We start from the raw sequence: 26,559 nt of genomic DNA on the forward strand, positions 1-26,559 counted from the left end.
GGCGGGGCGAGGAGCGGCCGGCGCGGGCGTCTCGACGGCCTCGGCGGCAGCCGGGGCCTCCTCGACGACCGGCGCCTCGACCGCGGGCGTCTCGGCCACGGCGGGCGTCTCGACGACCGGTGCCTCGACGGCGGCCGGTGCCTCGACGGGTGCCGGGGTCTCGATGGGCGCCGGGGTCTCGACGGCGGGCTCGGCGGGTGCCGGGCTCGTCGTGCCCGCAGCAGCCGCGGCGGCCGCGGCGGCGTTCTGCTCGCGCGCCGCAGCAGCCTGCGCCGCACGGCGCTGCTCCTGCTTCTGGTCCGCCTTCTTCTTCACCGGACCGAGCACCATGATCATGTTGCGCCCGTCCTGCTTGGGCATGCTCTCGATGAAGCCCAGCTCCGAGACGTCGTCGGCGAGACGCTGCAGGAGCCGGACACCCATCTCCGGGCGCGACTGCTCGCGGCCACGGAACATGATCATGACCTTGACCTTGTCGCCGGCCGTGAGGAACCGCTCGACGTGGCCCTTCTTGGTGCCGTAGTCGTGCGGGTCGATCTTCAGCCGGAAACGGATCTCCTTGAGGACCGTGTTCGTCTGGTTCCGCCGGGCCTCGCGGGCCTTCATGTCTGCTTCGTACTTGAACTTGCCGTAGTCCATGATCTTGCAGACGGGCGGACGAGCGTCAGGTGCCACCTCGACGAGGTCGAGGTCGGCGTCCTGGGCCAGGCGCAGTGCGTCCTCCACGCGGACGATGCCGACCTGCTCGCCGTTGGGGCCGACCAGGCGGACCTCGGCGACGCGGATCCGATCGTTGATGCGGGGCTCGCTGATGTGGTGCTCCTCAGGTTCGTCGTGGGTGACCGCCGAAAACGAGGAAGGCCCCCGTCCTGGTCACAGGAGGAGGCCTCGAGGTCCGCGTGGTGCGCCTGGCCGACAGCCATGCTCACGCTCTCGGAACGGCTGGCGCCGTCCGATGCGGACTGTGACCCGGTCTCTGTCGACGATGCGCATCCAACGCACCGAACAGTCGAGGCCCAGGTGGGAGGAACTCCACTTGTGCGCCTGGGCCACGTCCGCCGGATCTCTTGCGGGATCAGCGTGCACAGCCCAGGTCAGTCGACTGGCAAGACTACCAGAGAAGAGCCGCGCGCCCGAACCGGCGCCGGAGCACCGACGGCCCGATGAGAGGATCGGGCCATGAGCGAGAGCACCGACCCCACCACCGCCGCGACCCGCGACATCGCCGACGTCGCCGCCGTCGAGGTCATCACCACCGCCGCCGTCCACCTCATGAGCGCGGCGGCCGTGAAGTGCGGGCTCGCCGAGGACGGACCCACCGGGGCGGGGGCCGACTTCCTCGACCTGGACGAGGCCCGCAAGCTCATCACCGCGCTCGCCGCGCTGGTCACCGCCTCGGCACCGGACATCGGCAACCAGCACGCCCGCTCGCTGCGCGACGGCCTGCGCTCGCTCCAGCTGGCCTTCCGCGAGGCGTCCCCGTTCCCCGACGCCCCCGGCGAGGGGCCCGGGGAGAAGTTCACCGGCTCGGTCGTCTGACCCGCGCGCGCCGCACGACGCCGGCGCCGCGGTGCCGGACCAGCCGCACCCGGCCGCGCACGGACGGCACGTGGCGCGGGACGACGCGCTCCTCGACGGGCGCGTCGACGGCACCGCGGCGGCGGACCAGCGCCAGGGCCACGAGCCCGCTGACGGCGATGCCGCCGCCGACCACCGCGGCCGTCATGAACCCGGCACCGGGGGTCGCCCGGTCGATCACCGCGCCGCACAGGGGCGCGCCGAGCGCGTTGCCGACCGTGCCCATGGTGCCGCTCCAGCCCATCACCTCGCCGCGGCGGTGCTCCGGGACCAGGCGGACCAGGGTCGCGTTGATGGACGACAGCGCGGGCGCGCACGGCAGGCCGGCGACCACGACGGCGACCGCCAGCCACACGTGACCGGTGGCGAAGGCGGCCGGCACGGTGGCCAGGGCCAGGATCGCGACGAGCACGAGCGGTGACGGGTTGCGGTGCGTGGCCCCGTGGATGAGGCCGCCGACCACCGAGCCGCCGGCCCACAGGGCGATCATCCAGCCGATGTCGCCGGAGCGGCCGCCGTCGTTGAGCGTGGCGACGAGCGAGACGTCGGTGCCGACGAGGACGAACGCCGCCGCCAGGCCCGCGAGGAGGACGACCACCAGCCCGGGCGTGAGCAGCCGGCCCTTCGGCAGCTCCGGGGCCGGACCGGCCGAGGGCGCGCTCCGGGTGGGCGGGTTGGCCCACATGAGCAGCACCCCGGCACCGACGGTCAGCGCGCCGACCACCGTGAGCGCGACCGACGTCGACGCCTGCGTGGCCAGCAGCACGCCGATCACGGGCGAGAGCATGAACGTCAGCTCGACCGCGACCGAGTCCAGCGCGAACGCGGCCCGCTGGTGCTGGATCGGCACCAGGACCGACAGCGACTGCCGGCTGACCGAGAACACCGGCACCAGGAACAGCCCGGCGACGAACGCCGCGCCGGTGAGCAGCTCGTAGGACAGGTGCGGCGCCGCGAGCCAGACGGCCGACTCGACCACCACGGACGGGGCGATCGCCCGCCGCAGCCCGAGCTTGTCCACGAGCCGTCCGCGCCACGGTGCGCCGAGCGCCATGCCGACGGTCGCGGCGCCGACGACCACCCCGGCCTGCGCGTAGCCGCGACCCAGCGTCGAGACGACGTGCAGCGTGAGGACGACGCCCACCATCGCCGCGGGGATGCGGGCGACGAAGGAGACGACGAAGAGGCGCGCGACGCCGGGCAGGCGCAGCACGGCTCCGTAGGTCGTCGTGGGCATCCCACGATTGTCCCCGGAGCTCGCCGGTGCTCCGGACGGCTGATCCTCGGCGGTCCGGGCGTTCCCGCGCGCCCGATCGGCCGGTCCGGCCAGGACGCGCTCCTATCCTGGGCGGATGCAGTCCGACGACCCCCGCGCGAGCGCGCCCACGCCCCCGGACGTCCCGCGCCCGGTGACGGAGATCACCGCCGTGCCCGTCGTCGGCGTGCGGCCCTGGCTGCCCGCGGAGCCGTTCCCGCAGCCGCCCGACCCTCCCCGGACGCGACGCCCGAGGGTCGCCACCGTGGTGCTCGCCGTCCTGCTGGTGGGGGCGCTGGTGGGCGGCGGGCTGGTGCTGTCGAGCATGCTGGACCGGAACCGCGCCTGGCAGGAGTCGGCCCAGAAGTGGGAGACGCTCGCCCGGTCGACCGGCACCGAGCTGGCGAGCTCGCAGGCGGACCTCGCGGCCAACCAGGCGGAGCTCGAGGCCACGCGCGAGCAGCTGGCCACCGCGCAGCAGCGGATCACGCAGCTGGCAGACGAGAAGGCCCAGCTCGGGGACACCAGCGCGTCGCAGCAGCAGCTGGCGGACTACCAGTCGCGCGTCTCGCAGGCCGCGGGCCAGGTGGCCACCGCCCTGGCCGCCTGCGTCACCGGGCAGCAGCGCCTCATCGGCTACCTGCAGGACTCCGCCCAGTACGACCCCGACGCCCTGGCGCAGTTCGCCACCGACGTGCAGACGGTGTGCGCGCGGGCGACCGACGCCAACGCGGCGCTGCAGCGCGAGCTCCAGCGATGAGGCGCCGCGCAGCGCTGGTCGCGGCGCTGCTGGTGCTCACCGCCGGGTGCAGCGCACTGCCGGCGGTGCCCGGGCCGGTGCCCACGAGCGTGGTGCCCACCGACCTGCCCCGGCCGACGCCCACCTCCAGCGGCAACCTCTCCCCCGACGGCTTCGACGCCGCGCAGCGGATGGCGGTGCGGATCCGCAACATCGGGTGCGGGACGCTGTCGACGGGTTCGGGCTTCGCGCTCGACGACCACACCCTGGTGACCAACCGGCACGTGGTGAAGGACGCGTCGACGCTGCAGATCTCCACGTACGACGGCCGCGACCTCACCGCGGCTGCCGCGAGCACCGCGAACCTGGCCGACCTGGCGATCGTGCGCACGCAGGACGCGCTGCCCGCGGCGCCGGAGCTCGCGGCCGCCGACCCGGAGATCGGCGCGGCGGTCACCGTCGTCGGCTACCCGCTCGGACGGGCCCTGACCGTGACGACGGGCCGCGTGGTCTCCAGCGAGACCGATCCGCTCAACGAGACCCTCGGCACGGTCTACGTCACCGACGCTCGCGTCGAGCACGGCAGCTCGGGGTCGGCGGTGCTGGACGCCGACGGGCGGGTGGTCGGGGTGGTGTACGCCAAGGACGCGAACGGGCACAGTTTTGTGGTGCCCGTGAGCACGCTGCGGAGCATGCTGGACGACGCGGCGTCGTTCACCCCCACCGCTCCCTGCACCGGCTGACCCTCGGAGGACATCATGGCCATCCCGCACTTCGACCCCGCCGACGTCACGCGGGCCGTGAACGACACCTTGACCGTGCGCCGCGTGTTCGGCGAGGCGTACGAGCGCGACGGGGTCCTGGTGATCCCCGTGGCCAAGATCTGGGGCGGGACCGGTTCCGGCTCGGGCTCGGGCGAGGTGGGAGCGCACGCGGCCGAGGGCGACGAGGCCCCGGCCGGCGCCCAGACCGGCCACGGCGGGGGCGGCGGGTACGGCGTGCACGTCAAGGCCGTCGGCGTGTTCGTCGTCGACGGAGAGGGCGCGCACTGGCGGCCGGCCCTCGACGTCAACCGCGTCATCCTCGGCGGCCAGCTCGTGGGGGCGATCGCCGCGACCGCCTTCGCCCTGGCCTGGGCGATCGGGCGCCTGCGCCGCTAGCGAGCCGCGCGGGGGCGCAGCTCGAGCGAGTCCACCCGCGTGGCCACCAGCTCGACCCCCGCGACCGCGGCGTTGACCTGCGCGAGCACCGCGTCGAGGCCCGCGCGGTCCAGGCCGGCGACCAGGTCGACCACCACGGCCACCTCGGCGCGGGTGCCGGGCACGGCGTCGACCGCCACCACGCCCGGGACCGCTCCGACCGCGGCCGCGACCGCCGCGCGCAGCTCCGGGTCGACGCCGTCCGCCGTGACCGCGGGGCGCCAGCGTTCCTGCTGGGCCAGCGCCCACACGGCCGGACGCGGGACCAGGACCGTGGTGGGCCCGCCCGGGTCCACCACCAGCACCTCCCAGCCCTCGGTCACCGCCGAGAGCGCCGCACGGGCGACGTCCGACGGCACGGGCCGGGCGTCCGGCCGCCACGCCGCCATCGTCGCGACCGACGTGAAGACCGGCAGCGCGGTCCGTCCGTCCGGGGCGCGCAGCGCGACGATGCCGGCCGACGCCTCCTTGTCGACCACGTGCTCGTGGCCGTCGTGCACGACGGTGTCCTCGACCTCCAGCTCGGCCAGGACCGGGACCAGCACGCGCGTGCCCGCGAGCGCGTCGACGACGGCCGCGACCGTGCCGGACCCCGCGTCCAGCGCGGCCAGTGCCGCCGCGACGGCGGGGTCGGCGGTGCCGTCGTCACCGGCGAACGGCGACGAGGGCGGGAGCTCGCGTCCCGTCACGGGCGGCCGGCGACGTCCAGCGCCTCGGGCAGCGTGAACGCGCCCGCGTAGAGCGCCTTGCCGACGATCGAGCCCTCGACGCCCAGGGGCACGAGCGTGCGCAGCACGCGGACGTCCTCGAGGCTGGACACGCCGCCGGACGCGATCACGGGCGCGTCGGTGCGCGCGCACATCTGGCGCAGCAGGTCGACGTTCGGACCGTTGAGCATGCCGTCCTTGTTCACGTCGGTGACCACGTAGCGGGCGCAGCCGGCGTCCTCGAGGCGGGCGAGCACCTCCCAGAGGTCGCCGCCCTCCTGGGTCCACCCGCGCGCGGCCAGCGTGGTGCCGCGCACATCCAGGCCCACCGCGATCTGCTCGCCGTACGTCCCGATCACGCGCGCGGTCCACTCCGGGTTCTCCAGCGCCGCGGTGCCCAGGTTGATGCGCGTCGCGCCGGTGCCCAGCGCGCGCTCGACCGACGCGTCGTCGCGGATGCCGCCCGACAGCTCGACCTTGACGCCCTTGGCGACGAGCTCGGCGGTCACCTCGGCCAGCAGGGCCGCGTTGGAGCCGCGCCCGAACGCCGCGTCGAGGTCGACCAGGTGGATCCACTCCGCGCCGCCGGCGTACCAGTCGAGGGCGGCCGAGAGCGGGTCGCCGTAGCCGGTCTCGGTGCCGGCGGCGCCCTGGGTCAGGCGCACGGCCTGCCCGTCGGCGACGTCGACGGCGGGCAGCAGCTCGAGGCGGTCGGTCATGCGTGGTCTCCGTGGGTGGTGGGGAGGGACTCGACCCAGCGGGCGAGCACCTGGGCGCCGGCGTCGCCGGAGTGCTCCGGGCGCAGCAGGAGGGCGGTGAGGGGGCCGTTCTCGACGGCCGCGACGACCGGGTCCGGTCCCGCGGTGAAGACGACGACCGGGACGACGAGCCGGGTGTCCGCCGGCCAGTCGTCGAGCAGGGGGAAGGCCCGGGCGGCGTGGGTGTGCGCGAAGTGGAACTCGGCGCCGGCCAGCCCGACGAACAGGCGTGACCCGTCCGGCACCGCCAGCGGTCCCGGCCCGGCCGCCGGCGCGCTGTCGACGACGCCCGGCCACTCCCCGAGGCCCTCGGCGCCCGGCCCCTCCGCGAACATGGCGTGCATCCCGACGTCGATCGCGAGCACCGCGCGACCTCCGGCGAGGCGGCGGTCGACCACCTGGTCCGCCCCGACGGCCCGCAGCCCGGCCATCACGTCGACGAACGGACCGCTGCCCGCGACCACCAGCCCGTCGGCGACGAGCGCGGTGCGCTTGTCGGACGTGACCTCGACGGCGGCGCCGGCACGCGTCAGGGCCTCGACCAGCGGCGCGTGGTCGTCGGGACCGTGGTCGAGCACGACGACGAAGGGCTGGGCGGGCACCGGACCACGGTACCCGCGGGCGCGAGAGCCCCGGGCCGGGCGCCGGTCCGCGAGACGGCGACCCCGGCGCCGGGCGGTCCTAGCGGCGCTTCGCGATCAGGCGCATCGCCTGCCAGCGCGACATCCCGACGCTGGTCATGACGCCCTCGACCTCGCCGGCCTGGACAGACCCGAGCAGCAGGTCCTCCAGCACCGCCGGCGCCTCCGAGAGCACCAGGCCGGCGGGCAGCTGGTCGCCCTGCTCGCCCGCGGTCCACCGGGTGGCGGTGATCTGGCCCTCGCGGCGCTCGAGCAGGATGACCGGCAGCGTGCGGAGCAGCTTCGAGATGGCCCCGGCGCCGTCGGCCGCCGCACGCGGGTCGCGCAGGACCGCGATCGCGCCGATCGGCGTCGGCACCACGTCGACGTCGACCTTCGCGATCGCGCACGCCGCAGCGAGCGGTGCGGGCTGCGCGACCTGCGTGATCACCAGCACGACCGACGGCTCCTCGTCGGAGCCGTCGAGCAGCGAGGACAGGTCGTCGGGGACCTCGAAGTCGTCGGGAAGCTCGTCGGTCATCAGAGCGCGCCCTTCGTCGACGGGATCCCGTCCACCCGCGGGTCGAGCGCGACCGCGAACCGCAGCGCCCGGGCGAGGGCCTTGAACTGGGCCTCGACGATGTGGTGCGGGTCCCGCCCTGCCAGGACGCGGACGTGGATGCTGAACGCGGCGTGGTGCGCGATCGACTCCAGGACGTGCCGCGTGAGCGAGCCGGTGAAGTGCCCGCCGATCAGGTGGTACTCCTGGCCGAGGGGCTCCCCCGTGTGCACGAGGTAGGGCCGGCCGGACACGTCGACGACCGCCTGCGCGAGGGCCTCGTCGAGCGGCACGGTGGCGTCGCCGAACCGCGAGATCCCCCGCTTGTCCCCCAGCGCCTCGCGCAGCGCCTCGCCGAGCGTGATCGCGACGTCCTCGACCGTGTGGTGGGCGTCGATGTGGGTGTCGCCGGTGGCCTTGACCGTGAGGTCGATGAGCGAGTGCTTGCCCAGCGCCGTGAGCATGTGGTCGTAGAACGGCACGGTCGTCGAGATGTCGGTGCGGCCGGTGCCGTCCAGGTCGAGCTCGACCAGGACGCTCGACTCGCTCGTGGCGCGCTCGATGCGCGCGGTACGGCCGCCACTCTTGGGGCTCACAGTCCTGCCACCTCCACCAGGGCGTCCTGGAACGCCACCATGTCCTGCGGGGTGCCGACCGACACCCGCAGCCACCCGTCGGGCCCCACCTCACGGATGAGCACCCCACGGTCGAGCAGACCCTGCCAGATCGCGTGCCGGTCGTCGAACAGGCCGAACAGCACGAAGTTCGCGTCGGAGTCGGCGACGCGCAGCCCGCGCTCCCGCAGCCAGACCACGAGGGCGTCGCGCTCGTCGCGCAGCGACCCCACCTGCGCCATGAGCGCGGGCGCGTGCCGCAGCGCCGCCCGGGCGACCACCTGCGTCACGGCCGACAGGTGGTACGGCAGGCGGACCACGCGCAGGGCGTCGACCAGCGCCGGGGCGGCGGCGAGGTAGCCGACGCGGGCGCCCGCCAGCCCGAACGCCTTCGACATCGTCCGGCTCACCGCGAGGTGGGGGTGGTCGGCCAGCAGCTCGAGGGCCGACGGCGTGCCGGCGCGCCGGAACTCCCCGTAGGCCTCGTCGACGACGACCACGCAGCCCCCCGGCACGCGTGCGGCGGCGTCCAGCACCGCGAGCACGGTGGACGCGGGCAGCGCGGTGCCGGTCGGGTTGTTCGGGCTGGCCAGCAGCACGACCGACGGCGCGTGCTCGGCGATCGCCGCGCGGGCCACGTCCGGGTCGAGACCGAAGTCCTCCTCGCGGCGGCCGGCCACCCAGCCGGTGAACGTGTCGCGGGCGTACTCCGGGTACATCGAGTAGGTGGGCGCGAACGACAGCACCGTGCGGCCGGGGCCCCCGAACGCCTGCAGGACGTGCAGCATGATCTCGTTCGAGCCGTTCGCCGCCCACACCTGGTCGGTCGCCAGCGCCACGCCGGACTCCACCTGCAGGTACGCGGAGAGGTCGGCGCGCAGCGCCTCGAAGTCGCGGTCGGGGTAGCGGTTCAGGCCGTGCGCCGCGTCCGCGACCGCCGCGGCGATGTCCGCGACCACGTCGGGCGCGGGCGCGTACGGGTTCTCGTTGACGTTGAGCAGGTGCGGCACGTCCAGCTGCGGGGCGCCGTAGGGCTCGAGCCCGACGAGGTCCGGGCGCAGCGGCAGCGCCGGTCGGGCGAGATCAGCAGTCACGTGCCGAGTCTAGGGAGCAGCGGCCGACGCCTGCCGGGCCGTCCACTCCGCCAGACGGACCATGCCCTGGTCGAGGCTCACGGCGGGCTCCCAGCCGAGCGCCTCCCGCGTCCGCCGCTGGTCGAACCAGTGCGCGGTCGACAGCTGCTCGGCGACGAACCGGGTCAGCGGGGGCTCGCCCGGCAGGGGCAGCGCCCGCAAGGCCGCGTCGAGGACCGAGCCGGCGCCGCGGGCGAGCGCGGCGGGCACGTGCCGGCGCGGCACCGGCACGCCGCAGGCGTCGCAGATGCCGGCGAGCAGCTCGACCACCGGGCGCGGCTCGCCGTTGGTCACCACGTACGCCTCCCCGCAGACCGACTCCCGCGCGCCGAGCGCCGCCACGAGCGCGTCGACCGCGTTGTCGACGTAGGTGGTGTCGATGAGCGCGGCGCCGTCCCCGAGCACCGGCAGGCGGCCCGCGCGCGCCCGGTCGACGATGCGCCCGACCAGCTGGGTGTCCCCCGGGCCCCAGACCACGTGCGGCCGGACCACGATGACGCGCAGCCCGCCCGGGTCGTCGGCGGCGAGCGCCAGGAGCTCGGCCGCCGCCTTCGTGCGGGCGTAGTGCCCGCGCGCGTGCTCCGGGTCGGCGGGACCGGCTCCGGCGCCCGCGAGCGACCGGCCCAGGTGGGCGACCGACGGCGACGACACGTGCACGAACCGCCCGACCCCCGCCGACGCCGCCGCGTCCAGCAGCAGCCGGGTGCCGCCCACGTTCACGGCCTCGAACTGCTCGAGCGGCCCCGTGATCGACGTCTTCGCGGCCAGGTGCACGACGGCCTCGCGGCCGTCCAGGGCGGCGGCGACCGCGACGGGGTCCGTCACCGAGCCGGCCACGTCCCGGGCGCCACGGACCCGCGACGGGCTGCGCTGCAGGGTGCGCACGTCGTGGCCGTCCGCCACCAGGCGCTCGGCGACCGCCCGCCCGAGCATGCCGCTGGCGCCCGTGACCAGGACCCGCGTCACAGCCGGGCCCGCTCCCCCGACAGCACCCGCTCGGCCCAGACGGCGACGCGGGACCGGTCGACCTTCGAGCTGTGCCGCACGTCCGTCGGCAGCTGCTCGACCACGAGGACGGCGGCCACCTCGGTCCCCTCCGCGGCCGCCCGCACGGCGGCGGCCAGGGCCGGCCCCGCGACGACCGGGCCGTGCGAGAACACCTCGGGCTGCACGACCACGACGACCTGCTGCGCGCCCCGCGGGCCGACCCCGACCACGGCCGCGGCGACCACCTCCGGCACGGCCTGGACCCGCTGCTCGAGCCCCACGGGCGTCCGGACCCCGGCGGACGTCACCAGCACGTGGGCCAGGCGCCCCTCGATCCAGAGCCGGCCCGCGTCGTCGAGGTGTCCCACGTCGCCCGTCCGGTGCCAGCCGGCGTCCCGCGACGACGCCTGCTCGGTGAGCCAGAGCCCGTCGTACCGCTCCTTGACGTGGGCCGCGGCGACCAGCACCTCGCCGGTGACCCCCGGCGCCTGCGCGGGGGCTCCCGTCGCGTCGCCGTCGGCGTCCAGCGCGCTGACCGCCACCCGCACCCCCGGCACCGGCCGCCCGACGCACACCCCGTCGCCCGCGGGCAGCGCGCGCAGCTCGTCGAGCGAGACGTCCGCGACCACGAGGGCCTCGGTCATGCCGTACGGCGTGTGCGCCTCGGCGGCGGGCATCAGCAGGGCGGCGGCCTCGAGCAGCTCGCGCCCGACCGGCGCGCCGGCGGAGAGGAAGAGCCGCACGCCCGCGAGCGCGGCCTGCTCGGAGCCGTCGGCGGTGCGGACCACCGACCGCAGCGCGGCGGGCGAGGCGAAGACGACCGCGGCGTCGATCGCCCGCACGGCCTCCGCGAGCGCCTCCGCCGTGAGGGTGCCGGGCGCGGTGACGTCCATGTGCGGGCTCGCGCTCGTGGCGCCGAGCGCCGGGCCGAGCAGGACGAAGGGCGCGAACGCGGCGACCAGCGGGCTCTCGGGTCCGATCCCGTACGTGCGGGCGACGGCGTCGCGCATGGCCGCGAGCCGGCGGTGCGTGTACACGACGCCCTTGGCGGGTCCGGTCGAGCCCGACGTGAACAGCACCGCGGCGTCGGCGTCCGCGTCGGGCCACGCCAGGTCCTCGGTCGAGGCGCGGCCCATTGCCGCGAGCTCGTCGAGGGACGCGCTCACCCCCAGCGCCTGCCGGACGCCCGCGCGCAGGGGGCCGGCGCTCACCAGCGTCGGGGCCCAGCGCAGCCAGCGCGCCGCGACCAGCGCCCGCTCGATCCCGATGACCACCGTCGGCTCCGCCGCGCGCACGGCGCGCGTCAGGCCCTGGACCCCGAGGCCGGCGTCGGCGACGACCACGACCGCGCCGAGCCGCAGGCACGCGTACAGGACGGACGTGAGGTCGACACCGGGCGGCACCAGCAGCGCGACCCGGTCGCCCGGCCGCACGCCGCTCGCCGCGAGGCCCCGCGCCAGCTGCTCGGTCCGCGCCGCGAGCGCGGCCCAGGACGCCCGGCGAGACCGGGGTCCGGCCAGCTCGACCAGCGCCGTGCCCTGGTCGAGCGCGCGGTCCGCGAGCGCGGCGCCGAGGGCGCGGAACGGCGCGGTCGGGGCCTCCGGCGGGGTCGGGGTGCCGCGGGCGGCGTCGAGCCAGCGCAGCACCGCTCCGGCGACGTCGGCGTCCTCGACCACCAGGTGCCCCGCGCCCTCGAACCGGTGCACGTCGGCGTGCGGCAGCCGGTCGCGCAGGTCCCGCAGGTAGCGCGCCGAGAAGACGGGGTCGCGCGGCCCCCACAGGATCAGGGCGGGCACGTCGAGCCCCCGGACGCCGTCGGCGATCCGGTCCAGCTCGACCCGGCTCGGGTGGTCCGGCGACGCGGGGATGTCGGCGACGAACCCCCCGATCCCCGCGCGACGCTCGGTCGTGCGGTACGGCGCCCGGAAGGCGTCGGCGACCGCCGGCTCGAGGCGGGGGTGCGCCAGCGCGAGCGTGGTCTCGAGGAACGCCGGCGTGGTGACCGTGCCCACGGGCAGCACGCCGGGCGCGGTGGCCAGCCGGAGCGCGGCGGGCAGCGGGTCACCGGACGGCTGGTGCACCGCGGTGTTGGTCAGCACGACCCCGGCCAGCAGGTCGGGGTGGTCGAGCGCCCAGCCCAGGCTGACCACGCCGCCCCAGTCGTGCCCGACCGTGACCACCGGACCGGTCAGGCCGAGGTGGTCGGTCAGGGCGCCGAGGTCCGCCACCCGGTCGGCCAGCCGGTGCTGCTCGCCCGTCCGCTCCGAGAACCCCATCTCCAGCTGGTCGACGGCGATCACGCGCCACGGGCGCTCGGCCCGCGCGCCCGCGGCGACCAGGCGGCGCCACAGGAACGACCACGTCGGGTTGCCGTGCACGCACAGCAGCGTCCCGACGGGCTCGCCCGGCAGGGTCGGGCCGTTGTCGAGCAGGTGCCACGTCCGCGCCCCCACCTCGACCACCCGCGACCAGCGCGGGTCGATCCCGCCGGCCTCGAGGACGTCCGCCGGCGGGTGCGACGCCGCCGTCACCAGACGATCTCGGCCATGGCGGTGTGCAGGCCGGAGCCCACGCCCATGCACAGCACCCGGTCGCCCGTGCGCAGCGAGTCGGACTGCTCGGCCAGGGTCATCGGCAGCGCGGCCGGGCCGACGTTCCCCCACCGCGGGAACGTCGTCGGCACGCGCTCGGCATCCAGGCCCAGGGCCTCGACGATCGAGCGGGTGTGCACCGACGAGACCTGGTGCGTGACGATGCGGTCGACGCCGGCCCAGTCCCACTCGGGCTGCGCCTCGTTCCAGGCGTCGACCACGAGCTCGAGCCCGCCAGCCAGGAGGCCCCCGGGGTCGGTCCGCATGCCGTCGACCCCGCCGACGCACAGGTCGTGGTGCTGCGTGGCGGACCGGGCCACGCCGCCGATCAGCCGGTGCGCGCCCGGGTGCAGGTGGGCCGGGCCGAGCACCGCCGCGGCCGCGCCGGCCCCCAGCGTCAGCGTCGCGAACTCCTCGAGGAACTGCTCGCGCGTGGTCGTCGGCGAGGTGAGCCGCTCGATCGTCGCCTCCTGCGTCGGCCGCGGGTCCTCACCGTTCACGATGACGGCGTACCGGATCTGCCCCGAGTCGATCAGCTGCGCGGCGAGGGTCATCCCGTTGACGAAGCCCAGGCAGGCGTTGGTCAGGTCGAAGCCCAGCGCACTCGACGGCAGCGACAGGCCCGAGTGGATCCGCGACGCCACGGACGGCTCGAGGAACGTGCGGGTCACCGACGTGTTGATCAGCAGGCCGACGTCCCCGGCGTCGATCCCCGCCTCGGCCAGCGCCTTGGCGCCCGCCGCGGTGGCCGCGTCGTCGAAGGTCATCTCCTCGTCCCACCACCGGCGCTCGTGCACGCCGGCCACGCGGGACAGCAGGCCGCGAGGCAGCCGCAGCCGCTCGAGCGTGGGCTGGAGCCGCTCGTCGAAGACCCGTGACGGGACCACGACCGGCGCCTCGATGCCGACGACAGCGAGGAGGGCGACATCGCGGTGGCGGAACGTCGCGTTGCCTGTCACAGGCTGTCCTCTCGACGGGGGCGGGGGTCGCAGGCTCGCGCGGCGGCGCGGTCGCGGGGTCGGCGCGGTCCGCGCGCCGGCTCGAGGGTGAGATGCGTCAGAATCGGGCCCGCACCGCCTCGCCGTGCGCAGGGAGTCCCTCGGCGTCCGCGAGCGCGACGATCTTGTCCGCCACCGCGGCGAGCGCCTCGGCGTCGTACTCGATCACCTGCACGGCCCGCAGGAACGAGTGCACGCCCAGGCCGCTGGCGAAGTGGGCGCAGCCGCCGGTCGGGAGGACGTGGTTGGAGCCGGCCATGTAGTCGCCGAGCGACACGGGCGAGTAGGCACCGACGAAGATCGCGCCCGCGCTGGTCACCCGCTCGGCCAGCTCCGCGGCACCCACGGTCTGGATCTCGAGGTGCTCGGCGCCGTACGCGTTGACCACGTCGAGGCCGCGCTCGAGGTCGTCCACCAGCACGATCGCCGACTGCTTGCCGCGCAGCGCGGTGCTCACGCGACCGCGGTGCGCCGTGGCGTCGACGCGGTCGATGAGCTTCGCCTCGACCGCACCGGCCAGCTCGACCGACGGCGTCACCAGGATGGCGGCGGCGAGCGGGTCGTGCTCCGCCTGGGAGACCAGGTCCGCGGCGACGTGCGTCGCGTCGGCCGTGCCGTCCGCCAGGATCGCGATCTCCGTCGGTCCGGCCTCGGCGTCGATGCCGACGATCCCCCGCACCAGCCGCTTGGCGGCCGCGACGTAGACGTTGCCCGGACCGGTGACCACGTCGACCGGCTCGCACAGCGTCTCGCCGTCCACGTCGTCGCTGCCGGCCGCGCCGTAGGCGAACATCGCGATCGCCTGCGCGCCACCCACGGCGTAGACCTCGTCGATGCCGAGCAGCGCGCACGTGGCCAGCACCACCGCGTCGGGCAGGCCGCCGTTGTCCTTCTGCGGCGGCGACGCCACGGCGAGCGAGCCGACGCCCGCGGCCTGCGCCGCGACCACGTTCATGACCACCGACGACGGGTACACCGCGAGGCCGCCCGGCACGTACAGACCGACGCGGCGGACCGGGATCCAGCGCTGCCGGACCTGCGCCCCGACGGCCAGCTCGACCGTGAAGTCGGCGGGGCGCTGCGCCCCGTGCACCTGGCGCACCCGGCGGATGGTCTCCTCGAGCGCGGACCGGACGTCGGGGTCGAGCACGCCCACCGCTGCGGCGACGGCGTCGGCCGGCACCCGCAGGTGCACCGGGCGCACGCCGTCGAAGCGCTCGGCGAGGTCGCGCAGCTCGGCGGCACCCCGCTTGCGGACGTCCGCCAGGATGGGCGCGACGGTCTCGGCCGCGTGCTCGACGTCCACCTCGGCGCGCGGCAGCTGCTCGAGCAGCTCCCGGCGGGACAGGGTGCGACCGCGCAGGTCGATGCGGGTGATCACGTTCCTGAGCATAGGACGGAGATCTACGGGTGGCCTGAGCAGGACCGACGGGTGGGCGTGCGCTGCGCCACAGTGCACCGGGAGCGGGCAGACTGCTGCCATGACCCAGGTGCCCATCTCCGACGACTCGATCCGGCTCGGACAGTTCCTCAAGCTCGCGGACCTCGCCGACTCCGGGGCGCACGCCCGCGCCCTGCTCGAGGACGGCGCCGTCACGGTGAACGGCGAGGACGAGAACCGCCGCGGCCGGCAGCTGGTCCGCGGCGACGTGGTCGAGGTCGACCTTCCCACGGGCTACAAGGAGGCCACGGTCGGCTGACGGGCACCCCCGACAGCCCGGCGGCCGGTCAGGACGCCAGGCAGCTAGGCCCGAGCAGCGCCTTGAGGTCGCCGAACAGCGACGGCGACCGCTCCACGCGCAACCCGTGGTCGAGCCGCATGACCGTGGCCCGGCCGGGGCTGGTGAGCCGCAGGTGCACCTCGGTGACGCCCGGGTGCGTGGACAGCACCTCGCGCAGCCGCTCGACCACCGGCGGCGTGCAGCGGGAGACGGCCATGGACACCACGACCGGCGCGTCCGCCGCCTGCGAGACGTCAGGCAGCGAGACCTCCATGGCCTGGAGCTGCATGGTCTCGTCGCGCCGCCGCACCCGCCCGCGGATCACGACGACCGCGTCCTCGGCCAGCGCCGTGGAGTAGGCCAGGTACGTCTCGCCGAAGAACATGATCTCGACCGAGGCCTCCATGTCCTCGATGGTGACCGCGGCCCACGGGTTCCCCTGCTTCGACATCTTGCGCTGCAGCGACGTGATGAGGCCGGCGACCACCACGGTCGAGCCGTCCGGTCGCTGCTCGTCGCCCAGCAGCGTCGCGATCGACACGTCCGCCGCCGCGGCGAGCACGTGCTCGAGCCCCGAGAGCGGGTGGTCCGAGACGTACAGCCCGAGCATCTCCCGCTCGAACGCCAGCCGCTGCTTCTTGTCCCAGTCCGGCAGGTCCGGCACAACCACCGCGAAGCCCTGCGCACCGTCGTCGCCGCCCAGCAGGTCCGCGAACAGGTCGAACTGCCCCTCGGCCTCCTTGCGCTTGACGCCGATCACCGAGTCCACCGCCTGCTCGTGCACCAGCAGCAGCGCGCGGCGGGCGTGCCCGAGCGAGTCGAACGCCCCCGCCTTGATCAGCGACTCGATGGTCCGCTTGTTGCAGACGACCGCGGGCACCTTGTCCAGGAAGTCGGTGAAGGACGTGAAGGCGCCCTTCTCCTCGCGCGCCCGCACGATCGCGTCGACCACGTTGGCGCCGACGTTGCGGACGGCGGTCAGCCCGAACCGGATGTCCTTGCCGACGGCCGTGAAGTTGGCCGACGAGGAGTTCACGTCGGGCGCGAGCACCGTGATGCCCATGTGCCGGCACTCGCCCAGGTACAGCGCCGACTTGTCCTTGTCGTCGCGCACGCTGGTGAGCAGCCCGGCCATGTACTCGGTCGGGTAGTTGGCCTTGAGGTAGGCGGTCCAGTAGGAGATCACGCCGTACGCGGCGGAGTGCGCCTTGTTGAAGGCGTACCCGGCGAACGGGACCAGCACGTCCCACACGGCCTGGATGGAGGCGTCCGAGTACCCGCGCTCGCGCATGCCGGCCTGGAACGGCACGAACTCCTTGTCCAGGACCTCCTTCTTCTTCTTGCCCATCGCGCGGCGCAGCAGGTCGGCCTGACCCAGGGTGTAGCCGGCGAGCTTCTGCGCGGCGCGCTGCACCTGCTCCTGGTAGACGATCAGCCCGTGGGTGATGCCCACGACCTCCTCGAGCGGCGCCTCCAGCTCGGGGTGGATGGGCTCGACCTTCTGCAGGCCGTTCTTGCGCAGCGCGTAGTTGATGTGGGAGTTCATCCCCATCGGGCCCGGGCGGTACAGCGCGATGACGGCCGAGATGTCCTCGAAGTTGTCGGGGCGCATCTGCCGCAGCAGGGACCGCATGGGCCCGCCGTCGAGCTGGAACACGCCCAGGGTGTCGCCGCGACCGAGCAGCTCGTAGGTCGCCGGGTCGTCGAGCGGCACCTCCTCGATCTTGATGGCCGGCTTGCCGTTCATCTCGATGTTCTCGAGGGCGTCGTCGAGGATCGTGAGGTTGCGCAGGCCGAGGAAGTCCATCTTGATCAGGCCCAGGGCCTCGGACCCCGGCTGGTCGAACTGCGTGATGATCGCGCCGTCCTGCGGGCGCCGCATGATGGGGACGATGTCCACCAGCGGCTCGCTCGACATGATGACGCCGGCCGCGTGCACGCCCCACTGGCGCTTGAGGTTCTCCAGCCCGCGGGCGGTCTCGAGCACGCGCTGCGCCTCGGGGTCGGCCTGCACCACCTGGCGGAACTCGTCGGCCTCGGCGTACCGCGGGTCCTGCGGGTTGTAGATGCCCGAGAGCGTGATGTCCTTGCCCATCACCGCGGGCGGCATCGCCTTGGTGAGCTTCTCCCCCATCGCGAACGGGAACCCGAGGACGCGCGAGGCGTCCTTGAGGGCCTGCTTGGCCTTGATGGTGCCGTACGTGACGATCTGGGCGACCCGGTCCTCGCCGTACTTGTCCGTGACGTACCGGATGACCTCGCCGCGCCGGCGCTCGTCGAAGTCGACGTCGACGTCGGGCCAGGACACGCGCTCGGGGTTGAGGAACCGCTCGAAGATCAGGCCGTGCTCGAGCGGGTCCAGCTCGGTGATGCCCATCGCGTACGACGCCATCGAGCCGGCCGCGGACCCGCGGCCCGGGCCCACCCGGATGCCCTGGTCCTTGGCCCAGTTGATGAAGTCGGCGACCACGAGGAAGTAGCCCGAGAACCCGAGCTGGGTGATGACGCCGGTCTCGTACTCGGCCTGCGTGCGGACGTCCGACGGGATGGCCCCGTGGTACCGCTTCTGCAGGCCGGTCTCGACCTCCTTGATGAACCAGGAGTCCTCGCTCTCCCCCGCCGGGACGGGGAAGTTCGGCATGAAGTTGGCGTCGGTGTTGAACTCCACCTCGCACTGCTCCGCGATGAGGACCGTGTTGTCGCACGCCTCCGGGATCTCCGCCCAGGTGCGCCGCATCTCCTCCGCGGACTTCAGGTAGAACTGGTCGGTGTCGAACTTGAACCGGTCGGGGTCGGCCAGGGTCGAGCCCGACTGGACGCACAGCAGCACCTCGTGCGCGTGGCTGTCCTCGTGCTTGGTGTAGTGCAGGTCGTTGGTGGCCACGACGGGCGCGCCGATCGCCTCGGCCAGGCGCCGCAGGTCCTTGATGACCCGGGTCTCGATCTCGAGCCCGTGGTCCATCAGCTCGACGTAGTAGTTCTCCCTGCCGAACAGGTCCTGCATCTCGCCCGCGGCCCGCACGGCCTCGTCGAAGTGCCCCAGCCGGATGCGGGTCTGCACCTCGCCCGACGGGCAGCCGGTCGTGGCGATGAGCCCGTCGCTGTAGGTGCTCAGCAGCTCCTTGTCCATGCGGGGCCACTTGCCCATCTGGCCCTCGAGCGAGGCCAGGGACGACATCCGGAAGAGGTTGTGCATCCCCGCCGTGGACTTGGCCAGCAGGGTCATGTGCGTGTACGCGCCGCGCGCCGAGACGTCGTCGGACGCCTGGTGCGCCTCGCCCCAGCGCACGCGGTTCTGGTCGAACCGGCTGGTGCCCGGGGTGACGTAGGCCTCGACGCCGATGATCGGCTTGATCCCGTGGTTCCTGGCCTTCTGCCAGAAGTCGAACGCCCCGAACAGGTACCCGTGGTCCGTGATGGCGACCGCCGTCTGGCCGAGGCGGTTGGCCTCGGTGAACAGGTCGTCCAGGCGCGCCGCGCCGTCGAGCATCGAGTACTCGGTGTGCACGTGGAGGTGGACGAAGTCGGAGCCCCCAGCTGATGCCATGCGGGCGATCCTACGTCGGGCCACCCACACTCCCGAGCCGCCGCCGGGCCGTGTCGGCGGCCGCACGGCGTGTCGCGGCGCGCCTACGCCGGAGCCGTGACGACCTTCACCGCGTCGCGGTGCCAGATGGCCTCGTCGAGGTACCGCTCGGGTCGTGCGACGTAGCCCAGCCGGGCGTAGAACCCGAGCGCCTGCTCCTGCGCGCTGAGCTCGACGGACACGGTCCGCAGGCCGTCCTCGGCCGCCCCGAAGCGCTCCAGCGCGGCGGCCTCGAGCGCGGCCATGAGCAGTGCGCCCACGCCCAGCCCGCGCGCCGCGGCGTTCACGGCGACGCGGCCGATGTGGGCCGGCTCACCCGGGTGGTGCGGCGGCAGCAGGCGCGCGGTGCCGAGCGCCGTGCCGTCGTCGTCGAGCGCCAGGACGTGCAGCGTCGCGGGGTCGTCGTCGAGCGCGTCCATCTCCCGCTCGGCCGCGACGGCCTGCTCCTCGACGAACACCGCCATGCGGATCGCGGTCATGGCCGCGCGCTGCTCGGGCGTCTCCACCCGGACCACCGAGGTCACGCGTAGCCGTCCTGCAGCACCGCGAGCGAGCGCGCGAGGTCCTCGGGGTACTCGCTGGTCAGCTCCAGCCACTCGCCCGTGGACGGGTGGTGGAACCCGAGCCGCATCGCGTGCAGCCACTGCCGGGTCAGGCCGACGCGGGCCGCCAGCGTCGGGTCCGCGCCGTACGTGAGGTCGCCGACGCAGGGGTGCCGGGTCGCCGCGAAGTGCACGCGGATCTGGTGCGTGCGGCCCGTCTCCAGGTGCACCTCCACCAGCGAGGCCGCGGGCAGCATCTCCAGCACCTCGTAGTGCGTGACCGACGGCTTGCCGTCCGCCACGACCGCGAACTTCCAGTCGGAGCTCGGGTGCCGGCCGATGGGGGCGTCGATGGTGCCGCTGGTGGGCTCCGGGTGGCCCTGCACGAGCGCGTGGTAGACCTTCTCGACGGTGCGGTCCTTGAACGCCCGCTTGAGCACGGTGTACGCGTGCTCGCTCTTGGCGACGACCATCAGCCCGGACGTCCCGGCGTCCAGGCGGTGCACGATCCCCTGCCGCTCCGCGGCGCCCGAGGTCGAGATCCGATAGCCCACGGCCATGAGCGCGCCGACGACAGTGGGGCCGGTCCAGCCCGGCGACGGGTGGGCGGCGACGCCCACCGGCTTGTCGATGACCACGACGTCGTCGTCGTCGTACACGATCCTCATGCCGGGCACGGGCTCGGCGACGACCTCGACGGTCGACGCGGGGACCACGTCCCGGATCGCGACCTCGAGCCAGCCGCCCGCGGACAGCCGGTCGGACTTGCCCAGCTCCTTGCCGTCGAGGTGCACGCCCCCGGCCTCGGCGATCTCCGCGGCGCGCGTGCGCGACAGGCCGAGCAGCCGGGACAGCGCCGCGTCGACCCGCTCACCGACGAGCCCGTCGGGCACCGGCATCGCGCGCGTGTCAGGCATTCTGCTCGGTCTGCTCGGTCGGGGTTCCGGCGTCGTCCGCGGTCCCGTTGTCGTCGGCATCCACGTCGCGGTGCCCGTCACGCGTCCCGTCGAGGTGCACGCCGGTCGCCGCGAGGATCACGACCATGACGGCGGCGACGACGATCGCGATGTCCGCGACGTTGCCCACGAACCAGTGCGCGTACGCGATGAAGTCGACCACGTGCCCCCGCGCGGGTCCGGGCTCCCGGATCCACCGGTCCACCAGGTTGCCCAGCGCGCCACCGAGCAGCAGACCGAGGGCGATCGCCCAGGCCGTGCTGCCGATCCGCCGGCTCGCCCGCACCACCACGACGATGACGACGGTCGCGACGACGGTCAGCAGCCACGTCATGCCGGTCGCGATCGAGAGCGCCGCACCGGGGTTGAACACGAGCTGCAGCCCGAGCAGGTCGCCGATCACCTGCCGGCGCTCCCCGTCCGCGAGGGCGTCGAGCGCCCACGCCTTCGACACCTGGTCGACGACCAGCACGACGGCCGCGATCGAGAAGAGTGCGATCAGGAGGGCGCGTCGGCGCGGGTGCGTCGAGGGCGCGTCAGGGCGATCGTCCGGGGTGGTGGGCACCGCAGGAGTCTACGTGCGCGTCAGCGGCGCTCTTCGCGCTGCTTGCACTCCACGCAGAGGGACGCCCGGGGGAACGCCTGGAGGCGCGCCTTGCCGATGGCCTTCCCGCACGACTCGCACGTGGCGAACGTGCCGGCGGAGATCCGCGCCAGCGCGCGCGTGGTCTGCGCGAGCAGGTCACGCGTGTTGTTCACGAGGGTGAGCTCCTGCTCGCGCTCGAGCGCCGACGAGCCGGAGTCGGCCTGGTCGTCGCCCGCCCCGTCGCCGGAGTTGCGCAGCAGGTCCGACAGCTCGGCGTCGGCCGAGGCCAGCTCGCCGGTCAGCCGGTCGATGTCGTTGGTCAGCTCCTCGGCGATGTCCTTGACCTCGCGAGCCGTCCACGCCTTCTCGCCGTCCCGCACCGGGAACGTCTTGACGAGCTTGGCGAGCTCCTTGGTGTCCGTGCTGATGTCGACCGTGCTCAGCGCGTCGTTGATGGCCACGAGCGGGCCCCCCTGTCCTCGAAGTCAGGTGACTGTATGCGGGCACAGGCAGGGACACAACACGCCACGCCGGGTGAAACCCGGCGTGGCGTGGCGTGCGCGGACGACCTGACCTGTGGTGATGCAGGCGTGCGGGACCGGCGGGTGGTCGCCGGACCGTCCGTCAGAGGTTCTGACCGTCTCCGACCGGCTGCGGCTGACCCGAGCGCGGCGGCAGCGCGTTGCCACGGTTGTCGAGGTCGCCCAGCAGGTTCTCGAGGTAGCTCTTCAGGCGCGTGCGGTAGTCGCGCTCGAACACGCGCAGCTCGTCGATCTTGCGCTCGAGGAGCGACCGCTCCTGCTCGAGCTGCCCGAGCGTGCGCTGCGACGTCTCCTCGGCCTCACGGACGATCCGGTTGGCCTGGCTCTTGGCCTCGCCCACCAGGCGGTCGGACTCCTCCTGGCCGCTGCGCACGTAGTCGTCGTGCAGCTTCTGGGCCAGGGCGAGCATCCCCGTGGCCGACTCGGGCTCGCTCGCCCGCGCGGCGGGCTGGACGGGCGCGACGACCGGCGCGGGTGCGGCGACCGGCGCGGCGATGACGGGCGCGGGAGCCGGGACCGGCTCGGGCGTGGGCTCGGGCTTCGCGGCCGGCGCAGCCTGCTGCGCACCCGCCCTGCTCAGCTCGGCGATGCGGCGCTCGGCCGCGGCCAGCTTGGTCTTCAGGTCGTCGTTCTCACCCTGCACCTCGCGCAGCGTGTTGACGACCTCGTCCAGGAAGTCGTCGACCTCGTCCTGGTCGTAGCCCTCGCGGAACTTCGTGGCCTGGAACTTCTTGTTCAAGACCTCGTCTGCAGTCAGCAGAGCCATCGTCATCACCTCAGTCGGTAGTGCTCGGTCGGGCCGGCGGCAGTCCACCGACCGCCTCGGGCCACGGTAGCGGAGAATGGGCGGGTCGCACGTCCCCACGACACGCCCACGGACGGGTGGATCGTCGGCTCAGAACCGGCTGAGCAGCGACATCAGGACGGAACACCCCAGGACGAGCACCAGGAACGCGAGATCGAGCCGCACGGATCCGATGCCGATGGGCGGCAGGATCCTGCGCAACGCCTTGAGCGGCGGGTCCGTCACCGTGTACGTCACCTCGGCGATCACCAGGGCGATGCCCGACGGCTTCCAGTCGCGCGCGAAGAACTGCACCCAGTCGAGCACGAGGCGGACGAGCAGGATCAGGAAGAACGCGAGGACGACGTAGAACAGCAGTGCGGCGACGAGGTGCACGCGTCAGCTCTGGTTGTAGAAGCCCGCGCGCGCCGGCGGCTCGGCCGCGGGACCGGCGGCCTCGCCGGCCACCTCGACGTGCGCCGGCGAGAGCAGGAAGACCTTGCTGGTCACCCGCTCGATCGCGCCGTGCAGGCCGAAGATGAGCCCTGCCGAGAAGTCGACGAGGCGCTTGGCGTCCGCGTCGTCCATGTCCGTGAGGTTCATGATCACCGGGGTGCCCTCGCGGAACGCCTCGCCGATCTTGCGCGCGTCGTTGTACGAGCGCGGGTGGATCGTCGTGATGCGACGCAGCTCACCGGCGACGGGCGCCTGCGTGGGCAGGGTCGCGCGCGTCGGCCGGTGCAGCGGCGTGACCTGGGCCTCGTACTCCTGCGGCACCGCGACCTCCTGGTCGTCGTACTCCTCGAGGTAGTCCTCGTGCTCGGACCGGTCGTCGGCCAGGCCGAGGTACAGCATCGTCTTGCGCAGCGCTCCGGCCATCGCCTTGGCTCCCTCCCCGGATCTCTCCGGACCACCCCGGAACCCCCGCACCGGTCGTGCGGCGACGGTGGGCTCCCTCTGGCCGTCACGCTAGCAACGCGCGCGAACCACGCACGGCGCGACACGCCCGACAACCTCGGCATTCACCAGCGGGTGTGCGCTCACGCCGGCGGCCGGACCACTCCCGCGAACCGCCCGGTGCTGCGCGAGCGCCGGAACGAGTACAGCGCGGGGTCCTTCCACGTGTCGCGGCCGTCGACCACGACGCTCGCGACGCCTTCCGACCGCAGGACCGCGACGACCCCAGCCGGCAGGTCCAGGGCCGGGGTACCCCAGGCCGTCGTCGCCCGGGTCGACGGGACGATCGCGACCACCTCGTCCTGCAGCTCGGCCGGCACCTCGTACGACTCGCCCGCGATCGCCGGCCCGACCGCGGCGCGGATGCGCTCCACGTCCGCGCCCTCGCGCACCATCGCCGCGACCGCCGCCTGGACGACGCCGGCCACCAGGCCGCGCCGGCCCGCGTGCACCGCGGCGACCACGCCCGCGGCGGCGTCGGCGAGCAGGACGGGCACGCAGTCGGCCACCAGCACGGCGACCGCGACGTCCGGGGACACCGACACCAGCGCGTCCGCCTCGCCGACCGACACGGCGTCCGGGTCCGGCGCCGCCGACAGGACCAGCACCCCGGCACCGTGCACCTGCGTGGCGTACGCGACGGGCGCGCCCGCCCACCGGGCGAGCCGCTCGCGGTTCCGGTCGACGGCCGACGGGTCGTCGCCGACGCCGTAGCCGAGGTTCAGCGCGTCGTACGGCGGCCGGCTGACGCCACCCCCGCGCGTGCTGAACCCGGCCCGGACGCCGAGGCCGAGATCGACCTCGACGACGGGCGGGAGGTCGGACACGGTCCGCCTACTTGAGGAAGTCCGGGACGTCGAGCTCGTCGCGGTCCCGCCGGGGCGCGTCCTCGGTGAAGATCCGCGGCACCTCGAGCGCACCCGTGATGGGGGTCGGCTCCGACTCGGTGGACAGGAATGCGGGCACGTCGGGCTGCGTCGCGCCCGCCGGGCGGTTCTGCGCGTAGGCGCCGACCGGGACCAGCTGCTCCTCGGGGTCGAGCACCGGGCGCGGCGTCGGCACCTGGGGGGCCGCGGGCACCTGGCGCGCCGCCGAGTTGCCGCTGACCTGACCGAGCGCGCGGGCGTCCCGGCGGACCGTCGGCGAGCCGGAGTCGAAGCCGGCGGCGATGACGGTCACGCGGACCTCGTCGCCCAGGGCGTCGTCGATGACCGCGCCGAAGATGATGTTGGCCTCGGGGTGCGCGGCCTCCTGGACCAGGCGCGCGGCCTCGTTGATCTCGAACAGCCCGAGGTCGGAGCCGCCCTGGATCGACAGCAGCACGCCGTGCGCGCCGTCGATGCTGGCCTCGAGCAGGGGCGACGAGATCGCCATCTCGGCGGCCTGCACGGCGCGGTCGTCGCCGCGGGCGAAGCCGATGCCCATGAGGGCCGAGCCCGCGCCCTGCATGACGGACTTCACGTCGGCGAAGTCGAGGTTGATGAGGCCCGGCGTGGTGATGAGGTCCGTGATGCCCTGGACACCCGACAGCAGCACCTGGTCCGCCGAGTGGAACGCGTCGAGCACCGAGACCGACCGGTCGGAGATCTGCAGCAGCCGGTCGTTCGGGATGACGATGAGCGTGTCGACCTCGGCCCGCAGCGCCTCGATCCCGGAGTCCGCCTGCACGGAGCGCCGGCGGCCCTCGAACGTGAACGGCCGGGTGACCACGCCGATGGTCAGCGCGCCGAGCGACCGCGCGATGCGCGCGACGACGGGTGCGCCGCCCGTGCCCGTGCCGCCGCCCTCGCCCGCGGTGACGAACACCATGTCGGCGCCGCGCAGGACGTCCTCGATCTCGTCCTTGTGGTCCTCGGCGGCCTTCTTGCCCACCTCGGGGTCCGCCCCGGCGCCGAGGCCCCGCGTCAGCTCGCGGCCCACGTCGAGCTTGACGTCGGCGTCGGACATGAGCAGGGCCTGGGCGTCCGTGTTGACGGCGATGAACTCGACACCCTTGAGGCCGACCTCGATCATGCGGTTCACGGCGTTGACGCCGCCGCCGCCGATGCCGACGACCTTGATGACCGCCAGGTAGTTCTGCGGAGCTGCCACGGTGGGTGCCTCTCGTTCTGTGCCGGTCGCGGCCCTGGGCCGCGGGGTCCGGCCACGACGCTCCGGGGCCGGCGGTGAAACCTTCACCCTCTACTTGAGGGTTATAGTTATGTCAGGTGTGCTGTCAGTGCGTGACGCTAGGTGTCGCCCGGACCGCGATCAACGACCGCGCCGCGCGTGTCGGGACTTGGTGCCGAAACTCACCTGGTGATGGGCAGGCGCGGCGCCGACACGTCGATGACGGTCGCCCCCGCCGCCGCCGGCGACGCCCGCAGCGCCGAGAGGACCGCGATCTTCAGCGGGGTCTCGTGCGCGCTCCCCCAGTCGACCTCGACGTTGTCGCGCAACGTCATGGTGACGGTGTCCTGCGTGTGCGCGGAGACGGCGCCCACCTGGGCGAGCAGGTCCGCGGGCAGCTGCTGGAGCACGCTGAGCACGGCCGTGAGCGTGCGCTTGTCCCCCACGGGCACGTCGACCACCGGGAGGCCCTCCGGCGCGGCGTCCACGCGGCCGACCTGCACGCCGTCCATGTCGAGCAGCGCGAACCCGGGGGCGGTGTGGGTCGTGGCGTCGCCCGCCGCCTCGGGCACCGCCGCGACGGGCTCGCGCGCGACGAGCACCACGGCCAGCCCCTGCGGCCACTCCCGGGTCACCCGCGCCTCGCGGACCCCGGGCACGTCGAGCACCTCGTCGCGCAGCCGGACCGTGTCCAGGCGCGGCAGCGGCGTGCCCGCGTGGGCGTCGACCACCGCGAGCACCTGGTCGACCGCGACGACCGTGCCCGCGCCGTCCACCTGCACCTGCGTGGGGTCGAGCGCGAGGACCGGCGAGCCGAAGAGCAGCCAGCCGAGCGAGCCCACGGCGACCGCGGACCCGGCCACGAGGACCAGCTGGCGTCGGGCCAGGTTGCGGCGCGCGCGGGCACGCTCGGCGAACCGGGCGACCGAGCTGGTCGAGACCACGGGCGGCGCGACGGGACCCGCGTAGCGGCGGGCTCCCCCAGCGCTGTAGGTGGTGACCGCGCGGCCGAACGACGGGGTGTCCTGCGCGTCGGGC

The 26,559-nt window shown here is 74.2% G+C and carries 28 protein-coding genes; 5 read left to right on the forward strand and 23 right to left on the reverse strand.

Annotated elements, in window-relative coordinates; translation table 11 throughout:
* Positions 1-813: translation initiation factor IF-3 (gene infC, locus AB5970_RS17775; RefSeq protein ID WP_370505307.1), on the reverse strand; the 813-nt coding region annotated here is incomplete at its 3' end.
* 366 nt (positions 814-1,179) lie between these two features.
* Between infC and AB5970_RS17780 the strand changes: the two genes are divergently transcribed.
* Positions 1,180-1,539, forward strand: coding sequence for a DUF1844 domain-containing protein (locus AB5970_RS17780; RefSeq protein WP_370505280.1), 360 nt, complete (start codon positions 1,180-1,182; stop codon positions 1,537-1,539).
* Here AB5970_RS17780 and AB5970_RS17785 read toward each other — a convergent pair.
* Entirely contained in the window at positions 1,520-2,815 is a 1,296-nt protein-coding gene (locus tag AB5970_RS17785; protein WP_370505281.1) for an MFS transporter, read from the reverse strand. The two genes, AB5970_RS17780 and AB5970_RS17785, sit on opposite strands and share 20 nt — an antisense overlap.
* A gap of 115 nt (positions 2,816-2,930) precedes the next feature.
* On the opposite strand from AB5970_RS17785, the gene AB5970_RS17790 reads away from it, so the two are divergent.
* From AB5970_RS17790 to AB5970_RS17800, 3 genes are read left to right on the forward strand one after another with little or no spacing between them, the layout of a single operon-like run.
* Entirely contained in the window at positions 2,931-3,593 is a 663-nt protein-coding gene (locus AB5970_RS17790) for a hypothetical protein (protein ID WP_370505282.1), read from the forward strand.
* Positions 3,590-4,315 carry a trypsin-like peptidase domain-containing protein gene (locus tag AB5970_RS17795; protein ID WP_370505283.1) on the forward strand — a complete coding sequence of 242 codons (726 nt, stop codon included), beginning with the start codon at positions 3,590-3,592 and terminating at the stop codon, positions 4,313-4,315. Before AB5970_RS17790 ends, AB5970_RS17795 begins: the two co-directional genes overlap by 4 nt.
* Before the next feature lie 15 nt (positions 4,316-4,330).
* Positions 4,331-4,732 (forward strand): spore germination protein GerW family protein, encoded by a 402-nt coding sequence (locus AB5970_RS17800; protein ID WP_370505284.1) that lies wholly within the window; start codon positions 4,331-4,333, stop codon positions 4,730-4,732.
* On the opposite strand, the gene AB5970_RS17805 is transcribed toward AB5970_RS17800, so the two are convergent.
* From AB5970_RS17805 to hisD, 10 genes are all read right to left on the reverse strand, one after another.
* Positions 4,729-5,460 (reverse strand): SseB family protein, encoded by a 732-nt coding sequence (locus AB5970_RS17805; protein WP_370505285.1) that lies wholly within the window; start codon positions 5,458-5,460, stop codon positions 4,729-4,731. The genes AB5970_RS17800 and AB5970_RS17805 overlap by 4 nt on opposite strands.
* Entirely contained in the window at positions 5,457-6,197 is a 741-nt protein-coding gene (gene priA / locus AB5970_RS17810) for a bifunctional 1-(5-phosphoribosyl)-5-((5-phosphoribosylamino)methylideneamino)imidazole-4-carboxamide isomerase/phosphoribosylanthranilate isomerase PriA (RefSeq protein WP_370505286.1), read from the reverse strand. Before priA ends, AB5970_RS17805 begins: the two co-directional genes overlap by 4 nt.
* Positions 6,194-6,838: an imidazole glycerol phosphate synthase subunit HisH gene (locus AB5970_RS17815; protein WP_370505287.1), complete on the reverse strand. Its 645-nt coding sequence runs from the start codon at positions 6,836-6,838 to the stop codon at positions 6,194-6,196. Before AB5970_RS17815 ends, priA begins: the two co-directional genes overlap by 4 nt.
* A 79-nt stretch (positions 6,839-6,917) precedes the next feature.
* Positions 6,918-7,397, reverse strand: coding sequence for a hypothetical protein (locus AB5970_RS17820; protein WP_370505288.1), 480 nt, complete (start codon positions 7,395-7,397; stop codon positions 6,918-6,920).
* Positions 7,397-8,011: an imidazoleglycerol-phosphate dehydratase HisB gene (gene hisB / locus AB5970_RS17825; protein WP_370505289.1), complete on the reverse strand. Its 615-nt coding sequence runs from the start codon at positions 8,009-8,011 to the stop codon at positions 7,397-7,399. The genes AB5970_RS17820 and hisB overlap by 1 nt, the downstream gene beginning before the upstream one ends.
* Positions 8,008-9,123 carry a histidinol-phosphate transaminase gene (locus tag AB5970_RS17830; RefSeq protein WP_370505290.1) on the reverse strand — a complete coding sequence of 372 codons (1,116 nt, stop codon included), beginning with the start codon at positions 9,121-9,123 and terminating at the stop codon, positions 8,008-8,010. The genes hisB and AB5970_RS17830 overlap by 4 nt, the downstream gene beginning before the upstream one ends.
* Before the next feature lie 9 nt (positions 9,124-9,132).
* Positions 9,133-10,128, reverse strand: a complete 996-nt coding sequence (locus AB5970_RS17835) for an NAD-dependent epimerase/dehydratase family protein (RefSeq protein WP_370505291.1) — start codon at positions 10,126-10,128, stop codon at positions 9,133-9,135.
* Complete coding sequence (locus tag AB5970_RS17840; protein ID WP_370505292.1) at positions 10,125-12,680, reverse strand: alpha/beta fold hydrolase; 2,556 nt, start codon at positions 12,678-12,680, stop codon at positions 10,125-10,127. Before AB5970_RS17840 ends, AB5970_RS17835 begins: the two co-directional genes overlap by 4 nt.
* Positions 12,677-13,699 carry a 3-oxoacyl-ACP synthase III gene (locus tag AB5970_RS17845; protein WP_370505293.1) on the reverse strand — a complete coding sequence of 341 codons (1,023 nt, stop codon included), beginning with the start codon at positions 13,697-13,699 and terminating at the stop codon, positions 12,677-12,679. Before AB5970_RS17845 ends, AB5970_RS17840 begins: the two co-directional genes overlap by 4 nt.
* Positions 13,700-13,796: 97 nt before the next feature.
* Positions 13,797-15,119 (reverse strand): histidinol dehydrogenase, encoded by a 1,323-nt coding sequence (gene hisD, locus AB5970_RS17850; protein WP_370505294.1) that lies wholly within the window; start codon positions 15,117-15,119, stop codon positions 13,797-13,799.
* Between the two features lie 100 nt (positions 15,120-15,219).
* Here hisD and AB5970_RS17855 point away from each other — a divergent pair, with 100 nt between their 5' ends.
* Positions 15,220-15,438: an RNA-binding S4 domain-containing protein gene (locus tag AB5970_RS17855; protein WP_370505295.1), complete on the forward strand. Its 219-nt coding sequence runs from the start codon at positions 15,220-15,222 to the stop codon at positions 15,436-15,438.
* 28 nt (positions 15,439-15,466) lie between these two features.
* Here AB5970_RS17855 and dnaE read toward each other — a convergent pair whose 3' ends face one another.
* From dnaE to AB5970_RS17910, 11 genes are all read right to left on the reverse strand, one after another.
* The gene (dnaE, locus tag AB5970_RS17860; protein ID WP_370505296.1) at positions 15,467-19,006 is read right to left on the reverse strand and encodes a DNA polymerase III subunit alpha; all 3,540 of its coding nucleotides are present in this window, start codon (positions 19,004-19,006) and stop codon (positions 15,467-15,469) included.
* Between the two features lie 83 nt (positions 19,007-19,089).
* Entirely contained in the window at positions 19,090-19,569 is a 480-nt protein-coding gene (locus AB5970_RS17865) for a GNAT family N-acetyltransferase (RefSeq protein ID WP_370505297.1), read from the reverse strand.
* Positions 19,566-20,504: an RluA family pseudouridine synthase gene (locus tag AB5970_RS17870; RefSeq protein ID WP_370505298.1), complete on the reverse strand. Its 939-nt coding sequence runs from the start codon at positions 20,502-20,504 to the stop codon at positions 19,566-19,568. The genes AB5970_RS17865 and AB5970_RS17870 overlap by 4 nt, the downstream gene beginning before the upstream one ends.
* Entirely contained in the window at positions 20,497-21,108 is a 612-nt protein-coding gene (locus AB5970_RS17875; RefSeq protein WP_370505299.1) for a signal peptidase II, read from the reverse strand. Before AB5970_RS17875 ends, AB5970_RS17870 begins: the two co-directional genes overlap by 8 nt.
* A gap of 20 nt (positions 21,109-21,128) precedes the next feature.
* The gene (locus AB5970_RS17880) at positions 21,129-21,590 is read right to left on the reverse strand and encodes a TraR/DksA family transcriptional regulator (RefSeq protein ID WP_370505300.1); all 462 of its coding nucleotides are present in this window, start codon (positions 21,588-21,590) and stop codon (positions 21,129-21,131) included.
* 163 nt (positions 21,591-21,753) lie between these two features.
* The gene (locus tag AB5970_RS17885; protein ID WP_370505301.1) at positions 21,754-22,437 is read right to left on the reverse strand and encodes a DivIVA domain-containing protein; all 684 of its coding nucleotides are present in this window, start codon (positions 22,435-22,437) and stop codon (positions 21,754-21,756) included.
* A 129-nt stretch (positions 22,438-22,566) separates the two neighbouring features.
* Positions 22,567-22,851, reverse strand: a complete 285-nt coding sequence (locus tag AB5970_RS17890) for a YggT family protein (RefSeq protein WP_370505302.1) — start codon at positions 22,849-22,851, stop codon at positions 22,567-22,569.
* A gap of 3 nt (positions 22,852-22,854) precedes the next feature.
* A complete protein-coding gene (locus AB5970_RS17895; RefSeq protein WP_370505303.1) occupies positions 22,855-23,334 on the reverse strand; it encodes a cell division protein SepF in 480 nt (159 codons plus the stop codon).
* Positions 23,335-23,495: 161 nt separating this feature from the next.
* Complete coding sequence (gene pgeF / locus AB5970_RS17900; protein ID WP_370505304.1) at positions 23,496-24,239, reverse strand: peptidoglycan editing factor PgeF; 744 nt, start codon at positions 24,237-24,239, stop codon at positions 23,496-23,498.
* 7 nt (positions 24,240-24,246) lie between these two features.
* The gene (gene ftsZ, locus AB5970_RS17905) at positions 24,247-25,503 is read right to left on the reverse strand and encodes a cell division protein FtsZ (RefSeq protein WP_370505305.1); all 1,257 of its coding nucleotides are present in this window, start codon (positions 25,501-25,503) and stop codon (positions 24,247-24,249) included.
* 200 nt (positions 25,504-25,703) lie between these two features.
* A partial coding sequence (locus AB5970_RS17910) for a cell division protein FtsQ/DivIB (RefSeq protein ID WP_370505306.1) occupies positions 25,704-26,559 on the reverse strand: 856 nt, incomplete at its 5' end.

The sequence above is a fragment of the Cellulomonas sp. ICMP 17802 genome (assembly GCF_041295535.1).
Lineage (GTDB): Bacteria > Actinomycetota > Actinomycetes > Actinomycetales > Cellulomonadaceae > Cellulomonas.